At 45.0% G+C, this 18,327-nt stretch carries 15 protein-coding genes; 5 read left to right on the top strand and 10 right to left on the bottom strand.

Features of this window, described 5'->3' with window-relative positions; genetic code table 11:
• Nucleotides 1–800 precede the first annotated feature (800 nt).
• Nucleotides 801–1,421 (bottom strand): LysE/ArgO family amino acid transporter, encoded by a 621-nt coding sequence (locus BMZ95_RS05260; protein WP_014074155.1) that lies wholly within the window; start codon nt 1,419–1,421, stop codon nt 801–803.
• 164 nt (nt 1,422–1,585) lie between these two features.
• Here BMZ95_RS05260 and BMZ95_RS05265 point away from each other — a divergent pair, with 164 nt between their 5' ends.
• Nucleotides 1,586–2,602, top strand: coding sequence for a glycosyltransferase family 2 protein (locus BMZ95_RS05265; RefSeq protein ID WP_014074154.1), 1,017 nt, complete (start codon nt 1,586–1,588; stop codon nt 2,600–2,602).
• Nucleotides 2,603–2,702: 100 nt separating this feature from the next.
• On the top strand, nt 2,703–3,179 hold the full coding sequence (locus tag BMZ95_RS05270; RefSeq protein WP_225354954.1) for a flavodoxin: 477 nt from the start codon (nt 2,703–2,705) through the stop codon (nt 3,177–3,179).
• Between the two features lie 55 nt (nt 3,180–3,234).
• Here the strand turns inward: BMZ95_RS05270 and celB are convergent, their stop codons facing one another.
• The 7 genes from celB to dhaK all read right to left on the bottom strand — a co-directional run bounded on the left by celB (nt 3,235) and on the right by dhaK (nt 10,378).
• Nucleotides 3,235–4,590: a PTS cellobiose transporter subunit IIC gene (gene celB, locus BMZ95_RS05275; protein ID WP_014074152.1), complete on the bottom strand. Its 1,356-nt coding sequence runs from the start codon at nt 4,588–4,590 to the stop codon at nt 3,235–3,237.
• A 389-nt stretch (nt 4,591–4,979) separates the two neighbouring features.
• Nucleotides 4,980–5,459, bottom strand: coding sequence for a hypothetical protein (locus BMZ95_RS05280; RefSeq protein ID WP_014074151.1), 480 nt, complete (start codon nt 5,457–5,459; stop codon nt 4,980–4,982).
• Between the two features lie 703 nt (nt 5,460–6,162).
• Complete coding sequence (locus BMZ95_RS05290) at nt 6,163–7,401, bottom strand: IS256 family transposase (protein WP_074786489.1); 1,239 nt, start codon at nt 7,399–7,401, stop codon at nt 6,163–6,165.
• A 293-nt stretch (nt 7,402–7,694) separates the two neighbouring features.
• Nucleotides 7,695–8,399 (bottom strand): MIP/aquaporin family protein, encoded by a 705-nt coding sequence (locus tag BMZ95_RS05295; RefSeq protein WP_046922644.1) that lies wholly within the window; start codon nt 8,397–8,399, stop codon nt 7,695–7,697.
• Between the two features lie 16 nt (nt 8,400–8,415).
• Nucleotides 8,416–8,784, bottom strand: coding sequence for a dihydroxyacetone kinase phosphoryl donor subunit DhaM (gene dhaM / locus BMZ95_RS05300; RefSeq protein WP_014074148.1), 369 nt, complete (start codon nt 8,782–8,784; stop codon nt 8,416–8,418).
• Nucleotides 8,781–9,368: a dihydroxyacetone kinase subunit DhaL gene (dhaL, locus tag BMZ95_RS05305; protein ID WP_014074147.1), complete on the bottom strand. Its 588-nt coding sequence runs from the start codon at nt 9,366–9,368 to the stop codon at nt 8,781–8,783. The genes dhaM and dhaL overlap by 4 nt, the downstream gene beginning before the upstream one ends.
• Before the next feature lie 5 nt (nt 9,369–9,373).
• Nucleotides 9,374–10,378 carry a dihydroxyacetone kinase subunit DhaK gene (dhaK, locus tag BMZ95_RS05310; RefSeq protein ID WP_046922645.1) on the bottom strand — a complete coding sequence of 335 codons (1,005 nt, stop codon included), beginning with the start codon at nt 10,376–10,378 and terminating at the stop codon, nt 9,374–9,376.
• A gap of 161 nt (nt 10,379–10,539) precedes the next feature.
• Between dhaK and dhaQ the strand changes: the two genes are divergently transcribed.
• The gene (gene dhaQ, locus BMZ95_RS05315; RefSeq protein WP_046922646.1) at nt 10,540–11,499 is read left to right on the top strand and encodes a DhaKLM operon coactivator DhaQ; all 960 of its coding nucleotides are present in this window, start codon (nt 10,540–10,542) and stop codon (nt 11,497–11,499) included.
• A gap of 57 nt (nt 11,500–11,556) precedes the next feature.
• Here the strand turns inward: dhaQ and dhaS are convergent, their stop codons facing one another.
• Complete coding sequence (gene dhaS, locus BMZ95_RS05320; RefSeq protein WP_014074144.1) at nt 11,557–12,081, bottom strand: dihydroxyacetone kinase transcriptional activator DhaS; 525 nt, start codon at nt 12,079–12,081, stop codon at nt 11,557–11,559.
• Nucleotides 12,082–12,307: 226 nt separating this feature from the next.
• Nucleotides 12,308–13,714: a flotillin family protein gene (locus tag BMZ95_RS05325; protein ID WP_014074143.1), complete on the bottom strand. Its 1,407-nt coding sequence runs from the start codon at nt 13,712–13,714 to the stop codon at nt 12,308–12,310.
• Nucleotides 13,715–14,059: 345 nt separating this feature from the next.
• On the opposite strand from BMZ95_RS05325, the gene adhE reads away from it, so the two are divergent.
• Together adhE and nagB are read left to right on the top strand one after the other, a co-directional pair.
• Nucleotides 14,060–16,756, top strand: a complete 2,697-nt coding sequence (gene adhE / locus BMZ95_RS05330; protein WP_046922647.1) for a bifunctional acetaldehyde-CoA/alcohol dehydrogenase — start codon at nt 14,060–14,062, stop codon at nt 16,754–16,756.
• 223 nt (nt 16,757–16,979) lie between these two features.
• Nucleotides 16,980–17,684: a glucosamine-6-phosphate deaminase gene (gene nagB, locus BMZ95_RS05335; RefSeq protein WP_014074141.1), complete on the top strand. Its 705-nt coding sequence runs from the start codon at nt 16,980–16,982 to the stop codon at nt 17,682–17,684.
• The last annotated feature ends 643 nt before the right edge of the window (nt 17,685–18,327 follow it).

An 18,327-nucleotide genomic window follows, 5' to 3' on the forward strand; every position in this document is an offset into this window, starting at 1 on the left:
TTATCTACCGGACTCTCCAAAATCGGGGCGCGCGGTCTCGAAAGTAGACAAAAACCGTGATAAATGTCTGATTTTTGTCTACCGGACTCTCCAAATCCGGTTCGCGCAGTCTCGAAAGTAGAACAAAATCATCCAAAATTGAAAAAATATTCTACTCGGTTACCTTCGCCAAAAACAGTGTGGACTCAGATTACGGGCACATCTCAGAAATCACCGTTTTGCTCGCAACCTGACTCAGATGCAGTGATTGAGTAGGTGATGCGCAGCACTGCATTTGGCAAAATCACTGCCGTTTACGGACGCATCGCTGAAAATGGACGCTTTGTCCGTAAATTTGAATGAGATCTTGGCGTGCCGCCCAGAATAAGAAAAAATTCGCGCCATCATGGCACGTATTTTAATCAATATTCAGTTGTACTGAGTAATGACCGCTCGCTTCCACACCTTGTCCTAATCGTGTTCCAGCTCGCATTCCCCCTATCGCAAGCAAGGACTCCCTGGACGAGGCAAGCTCGCCTTCGGTCGCCCCAAGCTTGCGTGTGGAGTCATGAGCGCTCGCTTCCACGCCTTGAAAAAAAGCCCGTTCTCGCCAGACTAGGGGAGCACGTGTAAAAAGTGCATCTGACGAAGAATCGGACCAAGTGAATGATTGCATTAGGGGATACAATCATTACAAGCGATAAAAAATAGAAAAGGTGAAGGGAAGTTATCCTTCAGTTTCCAGCCATAGGAAACTATTTTATTGTAATATAGGTTCCGGCTGAAGTCAATAAAATTAGTTTAGAAAAATTAAAGTATATTTATACGTTCTGATGGATTTCTGTGATGCCTGTTAAAATCAGATACAGACCGTAGACGGCAACGATGATTCCGCTGATTAGGTTGATTGCCAACAAAAACTTTTTCGGAAGTTTGTCGCGAAGCAGATTAAAACCGATCGTAATTCCGTGATCCCAAATGAAACTAGCGGTTATGACACCGGTAATAAAGAGGATGCTTTGTTCAAACGTCAAAGTGGCACGACTTGCGCCAAGCATCATGGTACCGTCGATCATGGCTTGAGGATTTCCCCAACTGACGATGAGAGCAGTCATCAAAGCTTGTTTAAGCGTTTGTTTTTTTGAATCTGAACCAATGGCAGTCTGTTTGGCAGAACGAATAATATTGAAGCCGATGTAAGACGTCAGTGCGCCGCCAACGAGCATGACGATAATTTTAACGATTTCATTAGCTGAAATCAGCGCGCCGATGCCGTAAAATGCAGCAAACGAAAACAGTGCGTCACAAAACCAAACCAAGAAGTTATATAAAAGCGCTTTGCTCATTTTGTTTGAAAGCGCATTGTTGAACATATAGATATTTTGCATTCCGATTGGTGTTACGAAGGCAAATCCAATCAGGATGCCGCGTAAGTAGATCACGAAGACACATCCTTTAGAAAGCTTTAACGAATAAACTTGATTTTAGTTAAGAATTGATAAAACGTCAAGTTATTTTCTGAAAACATTCGTTCAGAACTTGCCGAGATGTTTTATGTTTGCTATATTTGACTAAGTGGACAATTAGAAAAAGGGAAGGTATTACATTGAAAACATTGAGCATCGTAGTGCCTTGTTACAATTCAGCCGCCTACATGGATCGCTGCGTTCAGTCATTGCTGTTGGGCGGATCTGACGTTGAAATCATTTTGGTAGATGACGGTTCGAAGGACAAGACACCTGAAAAAGTTGACAATTATCAAGCACGCTATTCGGGAATCATCAAGGCCGTGCATCAGGAAAACGGGGGGCACGGACAGGCTGTGAATACGGGGATTGAACATGCGACCGGGCATTATGTGCGCGTAGTTGACAGCGATGACTGGCTGGATGGAAAGGCATTTCCGAAGGTGATGGAATTTCTCAGAAAATCAATTGAAGAAGACATGCAGCTTGACATGCTGATTACGAATTATATGTATGACAAGCAAAACGTCAAGCACAAGAAAATCATGCAATATCGCAAATGCGTTCCGACGAACTGCATTTTCACATGGGAAGATACTCATTTTCCGTTTGGAAAGTACTTATTGATGCACTCCGTAATCTATCGGACGACGCTTGTTCGTGACGAGGCTAAGCTCAAATTGCCGGCACATACTTTCTACGTTGATAATCTATACGTGTTCGAACCGCTCCAATACGTAAAGAACATGTATTATCTGGACGTTACGCTTTATCACTACTTCATCGGGCGCGAGGATCAGTCCGTGAACGAAAAAGTCATGATTGGAAGAATCGATCAGCAGATTTTTGTCAACAAGCGAATGATTGATTATTACACGGATAACGTCGAGATGAAGTCGCATATCGGCAAGTATATGGAAAAGTATGTTGAAGTAATTACTTCCGTTTCGTCGATCTTGCTGATCAGAGACGGATCAAGGGAAGCGTTGAATAAGAAAAAGGAGCTTTGGCACTACATCAAAGAAAAGAACCCTAAGCTGTATCATAAACTGATGCGAGGAGCCTTGGGGATGGGCCTGCATCTTCCGGGCAAATTGGGCAGAAGAGCTGCTGTTGACGTTTACCGCATGGCCCGCAAAATCTACGGATTCAATTAAGACAGTATTGAAGAACAGTCTCGCATCGAGGCTGTTTTTAGTTTATTTCAAAAAGAAATTATGCTATCATAATCAATATCTAAGCTATGGAGGGATCGTTTTGGGAAAGTTAGTGCTTTATTTCTCTGAATTCGGGAATACAGAGTCGATAGCCAAGCGTATTGCTGAAAAGACGGGAGCGGACATCTGCAAAATAGAGCCGATTGAACCGTACCCGGAAAATCTCCAGGAAGTGATGGAAATCGGACAAAATGAGACGGACAACGAGACTATGCGGCCGATCAAACAGCTTGAAGTCGATTTGTCAAAGTATGACAAGGTGATTTTGGGGATGCCGACTTGGTGGTATCACGCTCCTCCTTGCGTCGAGTCCTTTTTGAAAAATGCAGCGCTTGAAAGGATAACTGTTTTTGTGACAGATTCAGGAATCCCGCTCAACGTCGATGATGAGATGAAGCGCATATCACCCAATACATATGTTGAAAGTTCCGAAATTATCGAATTTACGCCGCTCGTTGAACCAAGCAGGCTGGTTACACCGCTTGAGGAAATTGATGCATGGATTGAAACTTTATAAAAAAAAGCCTAAGTTCTCAAAAATTGAGATCCTAAGCTTTTTTGGTATTTTGGCGTTAAGCTTCCGTTGCTCCTTCTGCCTCTTTTTTAGCAAGTTTCAAGTCATAGCTGCGGATGAACGGGAACCAGATTGCTGCGGCGACAACTGTGGCAAGAACCGATACAAGTGCACCTTGCCAGCTTTGCGTTGCGATGAAACCGCTCAGACCAACGGGCGTCGGCCATGGTTGTTGGGCAGTAATTTTTGGAACGAAGTGCGTTGCAATTGCAAGGTAGCCGACCATGGCACTTGCCATTGGTGCCAAAACGAACGGAATGACCAAATTAATATTGTAGACGATCGGCAAACCGAAGAGCAAAGGCTCGTTGATGTTGAAAATGCCAGGAACGACTGCCACTTTGCCGAGTTCACGAATTTGGCGCGACCTGGCCATGAAAGCCATGTACAAAGCTGTACCAAGCGTAGCACCTGAACCACCGACCGTGATGAAAGAGTTGATGAAGTCACCGGCAAAGACATGGAAACCACCGTCAACGTTGGAGACCATATTTGCCAAAGCGAATGAGCCCGTGAAGCTCGTAATGATCGTTGCGCCGTGGATACCGAAGAACCAAAGGAAATGAATCAAGAAGACGATGATCAAAACGCCCCACCATGTATCGACCAATCCTGATACGAATGAGAACGGAATGTAAAGCAAGTTGAAGATGTCAGTATGGCACATGATCAAAATGGCATCGATGATCAAAACGACGAATGCAATCACGAAACCTGGAATAAGCGACGTGAACGAATCCGCAACGCCCTTTGGAACAGAGTTTGGCATCTTGATCGACCAGCCCTTTTTTACGCAGAGACGGTAGATCTGAACTGACAAGATGCTGATGATGAGTCCTGTGAAAATACCGGTTGCACCGATGCGCGTAAGACCGGAGCCACTGACCGCGTAGCCGGAGAAAACGGCATTTTTCGTGTCTGTCAAAAATTGTGCAGAGCCGTTTTTCCAAACAAGCTGCGGAACGGTGACGAACAATGCGAACAATGAAAGAAAGGCACCGCTCAACGGTGAAATATCAAGGTTTTCTTCTTGTTGATAGATTTTCGTGTAGCTGTAAGCAAAAGATTCCGTAAAGAAGAGGGCGGTGATTCCTAGCGTAGCATTATAGATAACGGTAAAGAGATTATTGAAGCGCCCAAGCGTGCTGTTGTAAAAATCAACGAAAGCCGGGACCGTGATGACCTGAGTGAGAACGCTCAGGACGAGGAACATCGATCCGACGATCGTGAAGGCGATGATGCTGTAGCCGGCACCCATGACGGCGCGGACAAAACGTGTATTGGCGAATTTGCCGACTTTTGGAAGAATCTTCTCATTAAGCCAGCCTGTGAAGTTGCTTTCTTTTTCAGCCATAATAAAGATCTCCTTAGGACCGGCATCCGCATTTCATGTACGAATGAATAATTGCAGTTTGATACGCACAGACTAACTGCGGATGCAGTGAATGATTGATGATTGTAAATAGTAAGCGCTTCCCTTATTTACATTTTCCAGTATAATCGGTTGGGATCATTTTGTAAAGGGCTTCCAACAAGAAATTGTACCAATATTTCCACGAAGATAAGTATATACAATCATTTTGGCTAAAAATATGCAAATACATTAGATTTTTTAGAATCAATTTAAAGTTTGAAAAATATAAATTTGTAAAATGCAGTGTTGGCTGACAATTTAACGGGGAAAATAAAAAGCAGGGCGGAAGTGCTTAAAACGCATTCTGTCCTGCTTTTTTCAAATTTTGTCTAATTTGTTTTCTCAAACATTTTGATGACTTTGAACTGTCGGTCCTGGTCGTTGGCGATTTTTTTGATCTTCAAGAGCACCATGACGGACATCAGAATTCCAAGCAAGGCAATTCCGATGACATAAAACTGGCCCTTACCGTTCAAGAACGGAAGAAACAAAGAATATGCCGGCGTCATCGAAATCAGGATGATTGCAAGGTTGACCGAAATCTGTGCAATGTAATAACCTTTGCTGACTGGAACAGCACTCTTTTTGGTATGAAGCTTGGAAGTCAGTTCCAGTGTTACGGCAATTCCGCCAATCATCAGCAAAAACGGCAGGACTGCTGACCAGCTTCTGCATGTCAGGGCCATTCCGAACCAGTAGAGATTTGTAAAGAACATGAATGCCGTGAAATATCGCAGCATCAGGAAACGATTGAAGTACATAAAGCTCAGGCTCTGTTCCTTTTTAATGTCATCTGCTGTTTTTTTCATAAAATGCCTCCGTTAATTTCGAGTAAACGTTTTCTTTATATGACATTTTAATATATTGGTACTAATTTGTAAAGTGGGTACAATGATCCGGGCTTGGAGACTTGTTATCGTTAACAGCTTGTCCTTTCAAATATCAGATCATATAATGAAAACGTTCTGAAAAGTCGGAACGAAATTTCTTTTTCATACGAAGGTCAACAGACCCTCAGCCATTATATCGAAGCAAGTCTTTGACTTGCACATTTTTGAACCAGTGAAACGGACGCGTTAAAGTGCCCGTTTTTTTAATGGGCATTTGACACGATTGAATTCGAAAGGTCTCGAGGATGGGAAAATCGTGGCTCAAACCGAAAATGGGAATTGTCCTTAATCTTGCATAGACGTTCTGACTGAGCGAGCGCTGCATTCGACAAAAACACTGTAGTTTACGGACAAAATGGTCAAAAATGGCAGTTTGTCCGTAAAAATTCAGATGTTTCATACCCAGTTTTACGGACAAATGCTCTAAAAAGCCGGCTTTGTCCGTAAATCCTCAGTCAAGTCCTAATTTGTGTGTAAAATATTTTTTCCCAGGCACCAGTTGTGCAGGGGATGCGAATGCATCCATGTCTGTCCACTATCACTCTTGAAGGAGCTGTCAAGGGTGCGCCATCTGCGCACCTCGAAGAGGTTCCCTTGACAGCTTCGGAAAGAGTGATACACCTTACGCAGCTCTTAGTTTTTGTTGTTCCTCCGCCAATTTTTTGAGTTCAGCAACTGTCTTGGAATTGGCCATCAATGTATAGTTCGCCGGACTGAATATTGCCTTCTTCGCGATCACAGCATCGTTTCTTTCCAACAAAACGGAACCCATCAGCCGTATCAGCGATTCTTCATTCGGGAAGATTCCGATGATGGAAGAACGTCGCTTCAGCTCTTTGTTCAGTCTTTCTATATGGTTTGATGTTCTGAAATATCTCCGCAAATTCTTGGGGAGCGCCATGACGGTCATGGCACTTTCAAAGCCTTCATCAAGGCATGACATGGCAGATTCAGCAACGTCTCTGTAGTCAGCGATGATGGAGTCCCGCTTTTTCTGTGCGGCTTCTATGGTATCGCAGTTCCACATTTCCTGAAGTTCGGCTCTGATGCCTGCCTGATATTTTTTTGGTGATTTTCCCGAAATGTTCATGTCAAAATGAAACTGGCATCTTTGCCATGGAACCTCGGGAAATACATTACTGATGGCATCCTGAATGCCTTCATGAGCATCAGAAGTGATCATCAAAAGCCCTTGGAGACCACGTTTTTTCAGTTTTTGGAGAAAGGAATTCCAGGTACCTTTGGATTCGTTGTCATATACTTCAAATCCAAGAATTTCACGGTGTCCTTCCTGATTTGTTCCATAAACGATCATAAACGATTTGGAAACAATTCTGTGTTTTTCCCTGACCTTGAAGTAGGTTGCATCCACTGTTAAAAACGGGTATTTTCCAGTCAATGGTCTGTCCTTGAATTCGTTGACCTTTTCAATCAAGTCCTTGCATACTTCTGAAACCGATGATTTGGAAAATGTTGTTCCGCATAGAGTTTCCATGATATTCGACACTTTCCGTGTCGCTACACCGCTGACAACCATCTCCGCCATACTGGCAATCAAGGCAGCTTCGCTTCTGGAATAGTTATCGAAGACAAGAGTCTTAAAAGGAATATTGCGGTGTCTCGGCACGGTTAAGGTGATTTTGCCTATCCGTGTCTTGAGCTCGCGTTCTCGAGTGCCGTTGCGGCTGTCCGTGCGTTCTTCTGACCGTTCATAAGGCTCAGCCTTGAGCTGAGCAGTGGATTCCGCCATCAGAATACTATTGAGACTTTTACGAAGCAGCTCACGAAACGCCTGATCGTGATCCTTTGAAAGAAGCTGTAGAATTTCCTCTTGATTTAATGTAATATTTAATTGAGACATTGTTCATCCTCCTAGTATTTTTAGTTTTTTTGGTTAGTTTAAATTATACCTGGGAGATGAGCACTTGGCTCTCTTTTTTTATCAATTTACACCATTATACGGGCATAACCGCTTTTGTCCGTAATTCCTCGTCATAATGGCCCAAAATTTACGGACAAATCATCAAAAATTGACGCTTTGTCCGTAAATCTGGATGAAATTTTTGCTGAATTGGTTGAGCAGCGTTGCCTTTTTAAAAAGATGCTTTGTTCAAGTTTTTTGACACAATCTTCGGATTAAGCAGAAAAACATCTTTAAAGAAGCATTTGCAAAAATGCTGCGGCAATTCCGCCCGAAATCGGGCCAAAAACGGGTACCCACGCATATTCCCAATTGGCATCCCCCTTGTTTGGAACGGGAAGAATCGCATATGCCAGCCTTGGCGCAAAATCGCGGGCAGGGTTCAAGGCAAATCCAGTGGTTCCGCCTAAAGCCTGCCCGATGACCATGATTAGCAACCCGACGATCAGTGGCTTGAGCCCCTTTGTAAAATCACCAAGATTAAGCAGACAGAAAACGAACGTAAACGTTGCAATCATTTCGCTCAAGAAATTATAAAGCGGATTTTTGATTGCTGGACCTGTTGCAAAAATACCGACGCTGTTGCCTTCAGCACTGGATTTGGCGGCTTGAAAATGTGGTTCATAGTGAATAATGACGATTGCCGCACCGACAAATGCACCGAGGAATTGACCGAGAAGGTACGGAAGAACCGATTTTATCGGAAAGAATCCAAATGCTGCAAATCCTAAAGTAACGGCGGGGTTGAGATGACCTTGAGAACCGAAGTTTCCGGCAACGTAAACTCCGAAAGTAACGGCCATGCCCCAAGCCAAGCAGACAAACGTCCAGTCTGATCCCTTGGCATAGCTTCCTTTGAGGTTGACGCCTGCACAACATCCAACGCCAAGAATGATTAAAACCATTGTTCCTAAAAACTCACCTGTAAATCCTAACATGATCGACACCCCCAAATTATTTTATTTTCAATTCTTCAAGCTGCTTTTCAATCTCCGGCAATGCAACGTTTGCCTGAAGCAGCGTTGCGGCCGTATATGCTCCTTCGATAAAAGCCGTATCGTAAAGATGAATCTTTTTTGCAGTCATCTCGCTAGCCAATTCAAGATTCATTTTTGAACTGCCTAAATCATAAAATGCCAAAATCTCATCAGCTTCATTGTTTTCAAAAGCCGCAAGAATTTTTTCCATGCTCGTGCCGACGTCTCCGTCAGAGGTCCCGCCGGCAAACGTGATCGGAACTTCTTGTGCGACCTGCTTCAGCAATTTCGGCAATCCATAAGCGATTTCTTCAACGTGCGAAACAAGCGTTATCCCATATTTCATAATGATTCCTCCGCTTCAAGAAGCGCTTCGAAGAGGTATCCGCTTGAAACGGCACCGGGATCGAGGTGCCCGACCGAGCGCTCACCAAGATAAGAAGCGCGTCCTTTTTTGGCCACCATGTCTTTGGTCGATTCTACGGCAGCTTCGATGTCCGCATTTGTCAAAGATGAATCATCAGCCTTTGAAACGACTTTATTCCAAACGTCAACCATCGTCTTGTCGTTTGGCTGTGCTCCGCCGCGCTTTTTGATGCCCGAAAGCGCCTCTTGCAAGAGTTCGCCGAGATCTTTGGTATCGTTGCTTGCCTTGGCCATTTCGAGAAATGCAGTGCCGTAAAGAGGTCCGGAAGCACCGCCGACTTTGCTGATCAAAGACATGGCAATCAGTTTCAGACTCTGAGTCGTATCAGCGGTTTCGTTTTTTTCAAGACTTTCCGTAACGGCCTGCATGCCGCGAGCCATGTTGTTTCCGTGGTCGCCGTCACCGATTGCAGCATCCAGATCGCTCAGATATCCTTTGTTGTTTTGGATTTTTTCAGAAAATCGACTGATCCATTCTGCAAGCAATTCTTTTGTGAGTTCCATCAAAATCATCCTTTCTGCCATGCGATTGTTTCGGCCGGGGCATTCAATGCCTCAAGCCACTTGTCATCCTTAAGTTCAAATAGCGTCAATGAAATGCCCGCCATGTCAAGCGACGTCATAAAGTTTCCAACCTTTGAAAAGACCGGCACGATGCCTTTTTCATTAAGCAAATCTAGCACGTCGTGACTGAAGATGTACTGTTCCATCAAAGGAGTTGCGCCCATGCCGTTGACTAGCATCGCATATTTTTTCTCTTTGTTCATCGACAGTTTTTCGTCGAGTTTTTCCAAAAGTTCGGCTGCCAATGCGCGCGACGGCTGAATCTTTTCTCTGCGATAGCCAGGTTCGCTGTGGATGCCGACTCCGAATTCGATTTCGTCTTCTGCAAGTTCAAACCCCGGCCGGCCGACTTCCGGAACGGTTGCAGCGGATAGTGCAACTGCGATCGTTTTGATGTTTGGCAAGACAACGTGTGCGATCTTGTCAATTTCATCCAGCGAGGCACCGTTTTGTGCATAGTAGCCGAGAATCTTGTGCATAAAAATCGTACCGGCAACGCCGCGTCTTCCTTGCGTATACAAACTGTTTTCAACAGCGATATCGTCATCTACAACGATTGACTTGACTTTGATGTCGTCCATTTCGGCCATGTCCTTTGCCATGTCGAAGTTCATCACATCACCGGAATAGTTTTTGACGACCATGAAGACTCCGGCTCCGCTATTTGAGGCTTTGATGGCTTCGTAAATCTGATCAGGGGTAGGGGACGTAAAGATTTGACCGCAAACGGCCGCGCTGAGCATCCCTTTTCCGACGAAACCGGCATGAGTCGGCTCGTGCCCGGAACCGCCTCCGCTGACGATGCCGACTTTTCCTTTCATGGATGCCTTGTCGCTTCTGACGACTGCTTCCGTGTCGGAAATTTGTTCAACGATCTGTGGATAAGTTCTGACCAAGCCGTCCACCATTTCGGGGACGCAGTCAGCAGGGTTGTTGATAATTTTTTTCATGTCAATTACCTCCGATGAATGTTCTGATTTATCTATCGCTTATATTCTAAAATGTTCGCGTTTACAAATAAAGCGGACAGTTTTGTAGAATTGTCCGTGAATTTCTCGGTTGGAAATGTATAATTGGGTTAGAGATGCTATTTTCTGAGAAGGTGAGTGTCATGAAATTAACAAATGGGAAAAAAACGATGCTTGACGATCTTCAAGAAGGTATCAAACGGGCGTATCCAATGTTAAAGCACGTCGAAAGCACGCGGGGGTTCATCAATCGAAATTTTAAAGACGAAATCGTGCCGTTGATTTCCGGCGGAGGGTCCGGACATGATCCGGCACATTGGGGATTTGTGGGCGACGGAATGCTGGCAGGGGCAATTTCAGGCGAATTGTTCGTTCCGCCGACCGCAAAAGAAATTGTCGAAGTCACGCAGAAATTGACAAGCAAAAAACGTGTCTTCTACATTGTGAAAAACTTTGAAAAAGATGTGGATGAATTCTGCAAAGCACGTCTTTTTTTGGAAAATGCAGGGTGGAAAGTCGGGGTGGCGATTGTCAAAGACGATATATCGGTGGACGCTGCATCATTTGAAAAAAGACGCAGAGGCGTTGCCGGCACTGTATTTTTCCACAAAATTTTGGGAGATTATGCGAGAAAAGGCGCCTCTGTCGAAGAACTGCAAAAGGTTGCGGACAAACTTTCAGAAAACGTCAAAACGATTGGAGTGGCTTTTTCAGGCGACAATTTTTTGCTCAAAGAAAACGAGATCTATTACGGAATCGGGATTCACGGCGAAGAAGGCTATCGCAAAGAGCGCTTTGAGTCGTCAGAAATGCTTGCACGCGAGCTGATTTCAAAGCTCAAGCTGAGTTTTGGCTTCAAGTCTCAAGACACGTATGCAGTGCTTGTCAACTCTCTTGGAGAAGTGACGAAAATGGAGCAGCTTGTTTTCAACAATGACGTTTGCGAACTGTTAGAGGCTGAAGAAATCGGCATCGGGTTCGACAAGGTGGGGACGTTTTTGACTTCGTTCGGTATAAAGGGCATTTCTCTGACTCTTCTCAAAATTAAGGACGAAAATTGGTTGAAGGCATTGAAAACAAAGGTCGATGCACCGGAATGGTAGTTTTTTGGAGGTCAGACCGTTTTGAGGCGGCATGCGTTCCGATTGCAGACATTGATGCTAGGAAACGTTGAAGGAAAACTCCACCGCATAAATGGCTTGCACAACCAAAAGTTCATAATCGACGGGCTCGTTGGAAAGCGTGTTGTGGATAATCGAATTGGAGATCCCAAGGCAGGTTATCCACATACTTGCACGAGCTTTTTTGTTTTTGTTCAGTTTTTTTCGGTCCATGATATGAGCCAGCAAAACCGTCAGATGAAGGGCGAAGAGGTCTGAGACGTCAATTTCATGCTGACTCAGGCATTCAAAATAGTATCTGCGATTAGCATCGACTTCATAGATGAAAAGTTTCATGATGCTTTGCCACGGCAAATAGTCAATGTTGTTGTCGATGACTTCTTCTAGCGTATCGTTGACTTGCCAACGCAGCAGATCGTATTTATCCAAGAAGCATTCGTAAAACGTTTGGCGCCTGATATTTGTTGCGCGCATGATCGAGCTCACGGAGACATGATCGAAGCCGTTTTTTGACACTTGCTTTTTGAAAACATTCGCAATCTTTTTTTGAATTACGTAACTCATGTTAAGTCCCCCTTGCAAATACAGTTTAGCATATGTTTTGTTTGACGTGAAAAATGACTACCCGGCTTTCGTTCGGAACAAATTGAGCGTTTAAACCGATGGACGAAAAAAGCTTCATGTCTTTTTGGGTCGAAAAGACAGTGTAAAGACGAGCTATGCATTTTGCGAGAAAAAAGACGCGACAAAAAATCCGTGCTGCAAAACAAGCACGGATCGCTGATTTTTGTTATTTATCTTCTTCAATGGGAACCGGACGATTCAAAGTCGTCGTGCCATCAGCTCGCTTGTTGACGAGTTCGGCCACGTCGATGCCGGTCGCGTCCTTGATGAATGCCAAAGATTGGGCCAATCCTTCGTTGGTTTGGCCTGAAACTCCGGCAGCACCGTCGAAAACGGTCAGCTGATCGATGCTTGCGACTGCTTGCGCATAGGATGCGGAAATTTCCGGCAGTTTATCGATGATTGCCATGGCAAGAGCGACTTGCCCGTTTTGTTCAAGCGCTTTGGCGATGGCCTCCTGCGCTTTGGCATTTGCCTGACCTTCGACCTGGATCTTGTCAGCGCTGGCCTGACCTTGTTCGCGAATCGAATAGGCGTTGGCATCGGTGCTGAGATTTTGCGCGTCCTTGTCAGCCTGAGCCTTGATGCGCAAAGCATTGGCATCTGCTTCTGCTTTGATCTGGACTGCCTGTGCTTCAGCATTTTGCTGCGCGATTACGGTTGATTTCAACTCGTTTTCGCGAACGACAATCTCCTTTTCCTTAAGCGTCTGCTCCTGGATTGCCTTTTCAATCGCATAGGCCTGCTCTGCCTTGGCTTTTTCGGTTTGAACCTGGGCATCGTTTTGGGCAATTGCCACGTCCGTTTCCTTGGTCTTGTCTGAAATGTAGCGTTTTGACTGCAGCTGTGCTTCCTGTGCTTCCTGCTTGTTTTTGACTTCGACAAGCTGTGCTTCTTTTTCGGCTTCAGCCTTGGCTTGGCGCGCATAAGAACGCTTATCGGCAATTTCCTTGGCGCTCAAAGATTCGTAATAGCCATTTTTGTCGCTGATTTTTGTAATTTGAAGCGCCGTGATTTCAAGGCCGAGATTGGCAAAGGTTTCTTCGATGCTCTGTCTGACCTGATTCTGGAATTCGGCCCGATCATTTGCCTGTTTCGGTGTCAGTCCTGACAAAACTTCGCGAACTCCGCCGCGAACGACTTCGATCATTTGGCTTTGGCGTTCTTCTTCGCTCAAACCGAGCGTTTTTTCAGCAGCTTTGGCGATCAGTTCCGGCGTTGAGCCGACGCGAAGCAAAGCGTTGGCAGACGCATCGACCGGAACCGCATCGATCGTCATGATGTCTTCGACCGAAACGTCGACGTTGAACGTGTCGAGCGTTTGAAATTCGGCTTGCTGAATGAACGGAATGACAAAGGCGCCCCCGCCCTTGACGACTTTGACGCGCGTATGCGTTTCGGGATCTTCAATCAAGTAAGGTCCCTTTTTTCCGAGACATCCACCGGTGATGATCAAGACTTCATTTGGACTGGCTTTCTTATATGAAGCAATCAGGATCGCAAGGATGATGATAATAATAAAGATGGTCAGACCGCTTGACAACAACACATTGAAAAAATCAGAGATAATCATTTTTTCTCCGCTCCTTTCTTTTTGGTAGTTTAATATTAGCATAAATTTTATGGCAAATACAGTATTCATTTTTCCTGCTTTTTTGTGAATTTTGCACAATTGGAATGTGATTGATCAAAGTTTTTTTACGATTACAATCAATATAAATAACATTTAAAAATGCTTATATAATCTAAGGTGTTGAGATTATGCCAAAAAGCGCCGATAAAAAAATTGTAAAAAGTTGCCAAAAAGGCTTGAAATCGCTCTCATAAAGATATATTATAATTAGTGAAGTTTTTCACATTGCAAAAATCTTGCATACATGCTGAAAGTGTAACCAGTGATTTTTGGGAGGTATTATAAATGGAAAAAGAAGCTACGAAGCCAAAGAAAAAAGTTTTGACTGAAGAAGAAAAAGCAGCACGAATGGAAGCTGCTCGCAAGTATACCGATACCCTCGTTGATAAAGCAGCAGCTGCTGAAAGCGAATATGCGCATTTTACGCAGGATCAAGTTGACAAAATCGTTGCTGCAGCCGCGCTTGCTGGTTCTGAGGCGGCTTTGATGCTTGCTCATGAAGCGGTTGAGGAAACAAATCGCGGCGTCGTTGAAGATAAGGATACCAAGAATCGTTTTGCAACCGAAAACATCTATAACGCAATCAAGGATGAAAAAACCGTTGGAATCATCGCTGAAGACAAAATCAAAGGAGAAGTTCAAATTGCCGCACCGCTTGGCGTTTTAGCCGGCATCGTCCCAACGACGAATCCGACGTCGACGGCAATGTTCAAATCTCTGATGGCGCTTAAGACGAGAAATGCGATTGTCTTTGCTTTCCATCCGCAGGCTCAAAAATGTTCCGTTCATGCTGCACAAATCGTTTATGAAGCAGCCGTTGAAGCCGGAGCTCCGAAAAACATCATTCAATGGGTCGAGACTCCGTCAATTGAAAATACGACGGCGCTTATTCAAAACAGAAAGATCGCATCGATTCTTGCAACGGGCGGTCCCGGAATGGTCAATGCCGCACTCAAGTCGGGCAACCCGTCAATGGGTGTTGGCGCCGGCAACGGTGCAGTTTTCGTTGATCATACGGCTCATCTTGACCGTGCGGTTGAAGACTTGCTTTTGTCCAAGCGTTTCGACAACGGGATGATTTGTGCAACCGAAAATTCGGTCGTCATCGAAGCACCTGTTTACAAGGATTGGATGAAGAAGATGGAAGAAAAGGGCGCATACTTGCTGCCTAGAAAAGACTACGAGAAGCTGGCTGATTTCGTCTTCAATGACAAGCACGGCGTCAACGGACCGGTTGCCGGCAAGCCCGCTCGTTGGATTGCCGAAAATGCCGGCATTGATTTGCCTGAAGGAAAAGACGTCATCATGTTTGAACTCGATTCGAAGAACATCGGCGAAAAGCTCTCATCAGAAAAGCTTTCTCCGCTCCTTTCGGTTTATAAGGCAAAAGACAGAGAAGACGGCATCAAGATCGTTGCCGCACTGCTCGACTACCAAGGCGCTGGTCACAATGCGGCCATTCAGATTGGTTCTCAGGCAGATCCGTTCTTAAACGAATTTGCCGACAAGACAAAGGCTGCTCGCATCTTGGTAAATCAACCGGATTCAATCGGTGGGATTGGCGACATCTATACGGATGCGTTACGTCCATCTTTGACGCTTGGAACCGGTTCATGGGGGAAGAATTCATTGTCACACAACTTATCAACTTCAGACCTGTTGAATGTCAAGACGGTCGCAAAACGTCGCAATCGTCCTCAATGGGTTCGTTTGCCAGAAAAAATCTACTACGAAAAGAATGCCTTGTCATACTTGACGGACGAAACGGAGCACATTGATCGCGCAATGATCGTTGCCGATCCTGGAATGGTTAAATTCGGCTTCGTTGACAAGGTTTACGATGAGCTTGAAGCACGCGAAAATCCGGTAGAGACATCCCTTTACGGAACTGTTCATCCTGATCCGACGTTGGGACAGACGATGGAAATCGCACGCCAGATGGAAGAATTCCAACCGGATACCGTTATTGCCATCGGTGGCGGTTCCGCAATGGATGCTGCCAAGATTGCGCGCTACATCTATGAATACTCTCTTGAACAAGAACCTGGCTTCCTTGAAAGCTACGAGAAAGTCAGCGAACTGTTCACTCGTCTGCAGCAAAAATTCGTTGATATCCGCAAGAGAATCGTCAAGTTCCATCACGGCACGCACACGAAACTTTTCTGCATCCCGACAACTTCAGGTACCGGTTCCGAAGTTACGCCGTATGCGGTTATTACGGATGACAACACGCACGTTAAGTATCCGTTGACCGACTACGAAATGACGCCTCAGGTTGCAATCGTCGACCCTGAATTTGTCATGACGGTTCCGAAGAGAACAGTTGCATGGTCAGGTCTCGATACGCTGTCACATGCGCTTGAGTCATACGTTTCCGTAATGGCTTCAGACTTCACGCGCCCATGGTCGCTTCAGGCAATCAAGCTCGTATTTGAAAACCTTGAAAAATCCTACAATTATGACCCTAAGAATCCTACGCTTGAAGGCGAAACTGCTCGCGAAAACATGCACTATGCGGCTACTCTTGGCGGCATGGCCTTCGCAAATGCTTTCCTTGGCATCAATCACTCGCTTGCTCACAAGACTGGCGGCGAATTCGGACTTCCTCACGGTCTTGCGATTTCGATTGCGATGCAGCACGTGATTCGTTTCAACGGTGTATCTGGCAAAGTCAAGAGAACACCGTTCCCACGCTACGAAGTTTATCGTGCTCAAAAGGATTATGCAGACATTGCGCGTGCGCTTGGATTGAAGGGCAGAACAGATGCTGATTTGGTCGAATCATTGTGCAACAAGATTGAAGAACTGATGAAAGCCGTTGGCGTAAATCCTAAGCTTTCGGCAAACGGGGTTACTAAAGAAGCCTTTGACGGCGCTTTGGACAAATTGTGCGATTTGGTTTACAACGATCAATGCACGACGGCAAACCCTCGCCAACCAAGCTTGGAAGAGATTCGCCAGTTGTTGATTGATCAATTCTAAAGATGATTTCCATATAAATACTTCCTTGAAAGGACCGAGTTTTGCTCGGTTCTTTTTTTACGTTCCGCGTTATTAAAAAATAAAGTGTGATTAACCCGTTTTCTTCGCGATGAGAGTGCAATTTTTGAAGATGTTATGAAAGCTGTTGCAAGTTTCGAAGTTATGGTATATAATTGGTCTATACCAATATGGGCGTGACAGTTTTTTCGAGGAGGAATTCAAAATGAAAGTTATTATTGTTAAAAATGCAGCAGAAGGCGGAAAGAAAGCGTTTGAAATTTTTAAGAAAAAACTTGACGAAGGAGCAACCGTTTTTGGCCTGGCAACTGGTGGCACGCCTGAAACGACCTATCAGGAATTATGCGATAGTGACCTCGATTTTTCGAACTGCATTTCAATAAACCTTGACGAATATGTCGGCTTACCGGCTGATAATCCACAAAGCTACCATTATTACATGAAAAAGCATCTGTTTGAAAAGAAGCCGTTCGCTCATTCATATCTTCCTGACGGCCAAAATGATGATGCAAAAGTCGAATGTGAACGCTACAGCAGGATTATCGCAGAAAATCCGGTTGACTTGCAGCTGCTTGGAATCGGTCGCAACGGACACATCGGGTTTAATGAGCCGGGGTCTGCTTTTGACGGCAGGACGCAAAAGATTCGCTTGACGGAATCGACGATTGCAGCAAATGCGCGCTACTTCGAAAACGAAAATGACGTTCCGAAGTATGCATATTCGATGGGAATCGGCGAAATCATGCAGGCAAAGACCGTTTTGCTTGAGGCATACGGCAAGGATAAGGCGGATGCAATCAAGAAAATGGTTGAAGGAGAACCGACCGAAGAAGTTCCTGCAAGCGTTCTGCAAACTCATGATGATGCGATTGTTATCGTGGATGAGGATGCGGCGAGCTTGTTAAGGTAAAAGGTGTGGAGCCGAGCGGTCATGACCCCGTACGCAAGCTTTGGGCGACCGAAGGCGAGCTCGTCTCGTCCAAGGAGTCCTTGCTTGCGATAGGGGGAATGCGAGCTGGAACCCGATTATGCAAGGTGTGAAGACCAGCCGCAACTGAATATTGATTAAAATTCGTGCCGTGATGGCGCGAATTTTTTCTTTTTTGGGCAGCGCCCCAAGATTTCACTCGGATTTACGGACAAAGCCGGCTTTTTGGAGCATTTGTCCGTAAAACCAGGTCCGAAACGTCTGAATTTTTACGGACAAACGGCCATTTTTGACCATTTTGTCCGTAATCGCCATTTTGGGGACAGTCCATTTACGGACAAAGCGTCCATTTTCATCGATGTGTCCGTAAATGACAATGATTTTGCCAAATGCAGTGCTGCGCATCACCTGCTCAATCACTGAACCTGACTTCGATTATGGGCAAAAGGTTGATTTCTGAGATTTGCCCGTAATTTTAGTCCACACTGCTTTGACGAAGGTAACCGAGTAGAACATTTTTCAAAATTTTGGATATTTTGTTCTACTTTCGGAGCCGCGCGAGCTGAATTTGGAGTCAGCGGTAGAACATTTTTTCAATTTTTTGATATTTTGTTCTACTTTCGGA

This window comes from Ligilactobacillus ruminis DSM 20403 = NBRC 102161, from assembly GCF_900113455.1.
Classification (GTDB): Bacteria; Bacillota; Bacilli; order Lactobacillales; family Lactobacillaceae; genus Ligilactobacillus; species Ligilactobacillus ruminis.

Bases quoted from the DNA above. Each gene is read 5' to 3' on its own strand.
- celB (WP_014074152.1), bottom strand. From the start codon at position 4,590: ATGGCTGAAAAAGAAAGCAACTTCACAGGCTGGCTTAATGAGAAGATT.
- BMZ95_RS05280 (WP_014074151.1), bottom strand. From the start codon at position 5,459: ATGAAAAAAACAGCAGATGACATTAAAAAGGAACAGAGCCTGAGCTTT.
- BMZ95_RS05290 (WP_074786489.1), bottom strand. From the start codon at position 7,401: ATGTCTCAATTAAATATTACATTAAATCAAGAGGAAATTCTACAGCTT.
- BMZ95_RS05295 (WP_046922644.1), bottom strand. From the start codon at position 8,399: ATGTTAGGATTTACAGGTGAGTTTTTAGGAACAATGGTTTTAATCATT.
- dhaM (WP_014074148.1), bottom strand. From the start codon at position 8,784: ATGAAATATGGGATAACGCTTGTTTCGCACGTTGAAGAAATCGCTTAT.
- dhaL (WP_014074147.1), bottom strand. From the start codon at position 9,368: ATGGAACTCACAAAAGAATTGCTTGCAGAATGGATCAGTCGATTTTCT.
- dhaK (WP_046922645.1), bottom strand. From the start codon at position 10,378: ATGAAAAAAATTATCAACAACCCTGCTGACTGCGTCCCCGAAATGGTG.
- dhaQ (WP_046922646.1), top strand. From the start codon at position 10,540: ATGAAATTAACAAATGGGAAAAAAACGATGCTTGACGATCTTCAAGAA.
- dhaS (WP_014074144.1), bottom strand. From the start codon at position 12,081: ATGAGTTACGTAATTCAAAAAAAGATTGCGAATGTTTTCAAAAAGCAA.
- BMZ95_RS05325 (WP_014074143.1), bottom strand. From the start codon at position 13,714: ATGATTATCTCTGATTTTTTCAATGTGTTGTTGTCAAGCGGTCTGACC.
- adhE (WP_046922647.1), top strand. From the start codon at position 14,060: ATGGAAAAAGAAGCTACGAAGCCAAAGAAAAAAGTTTTGACTGAAGAA.
- nagB (WP_014074141.1), top strand. From the start codon at position 16,980: ATGAAAGTTATTATTGTTAAAAATGCAGCAGAAGGCGGAAAGAAAGCG.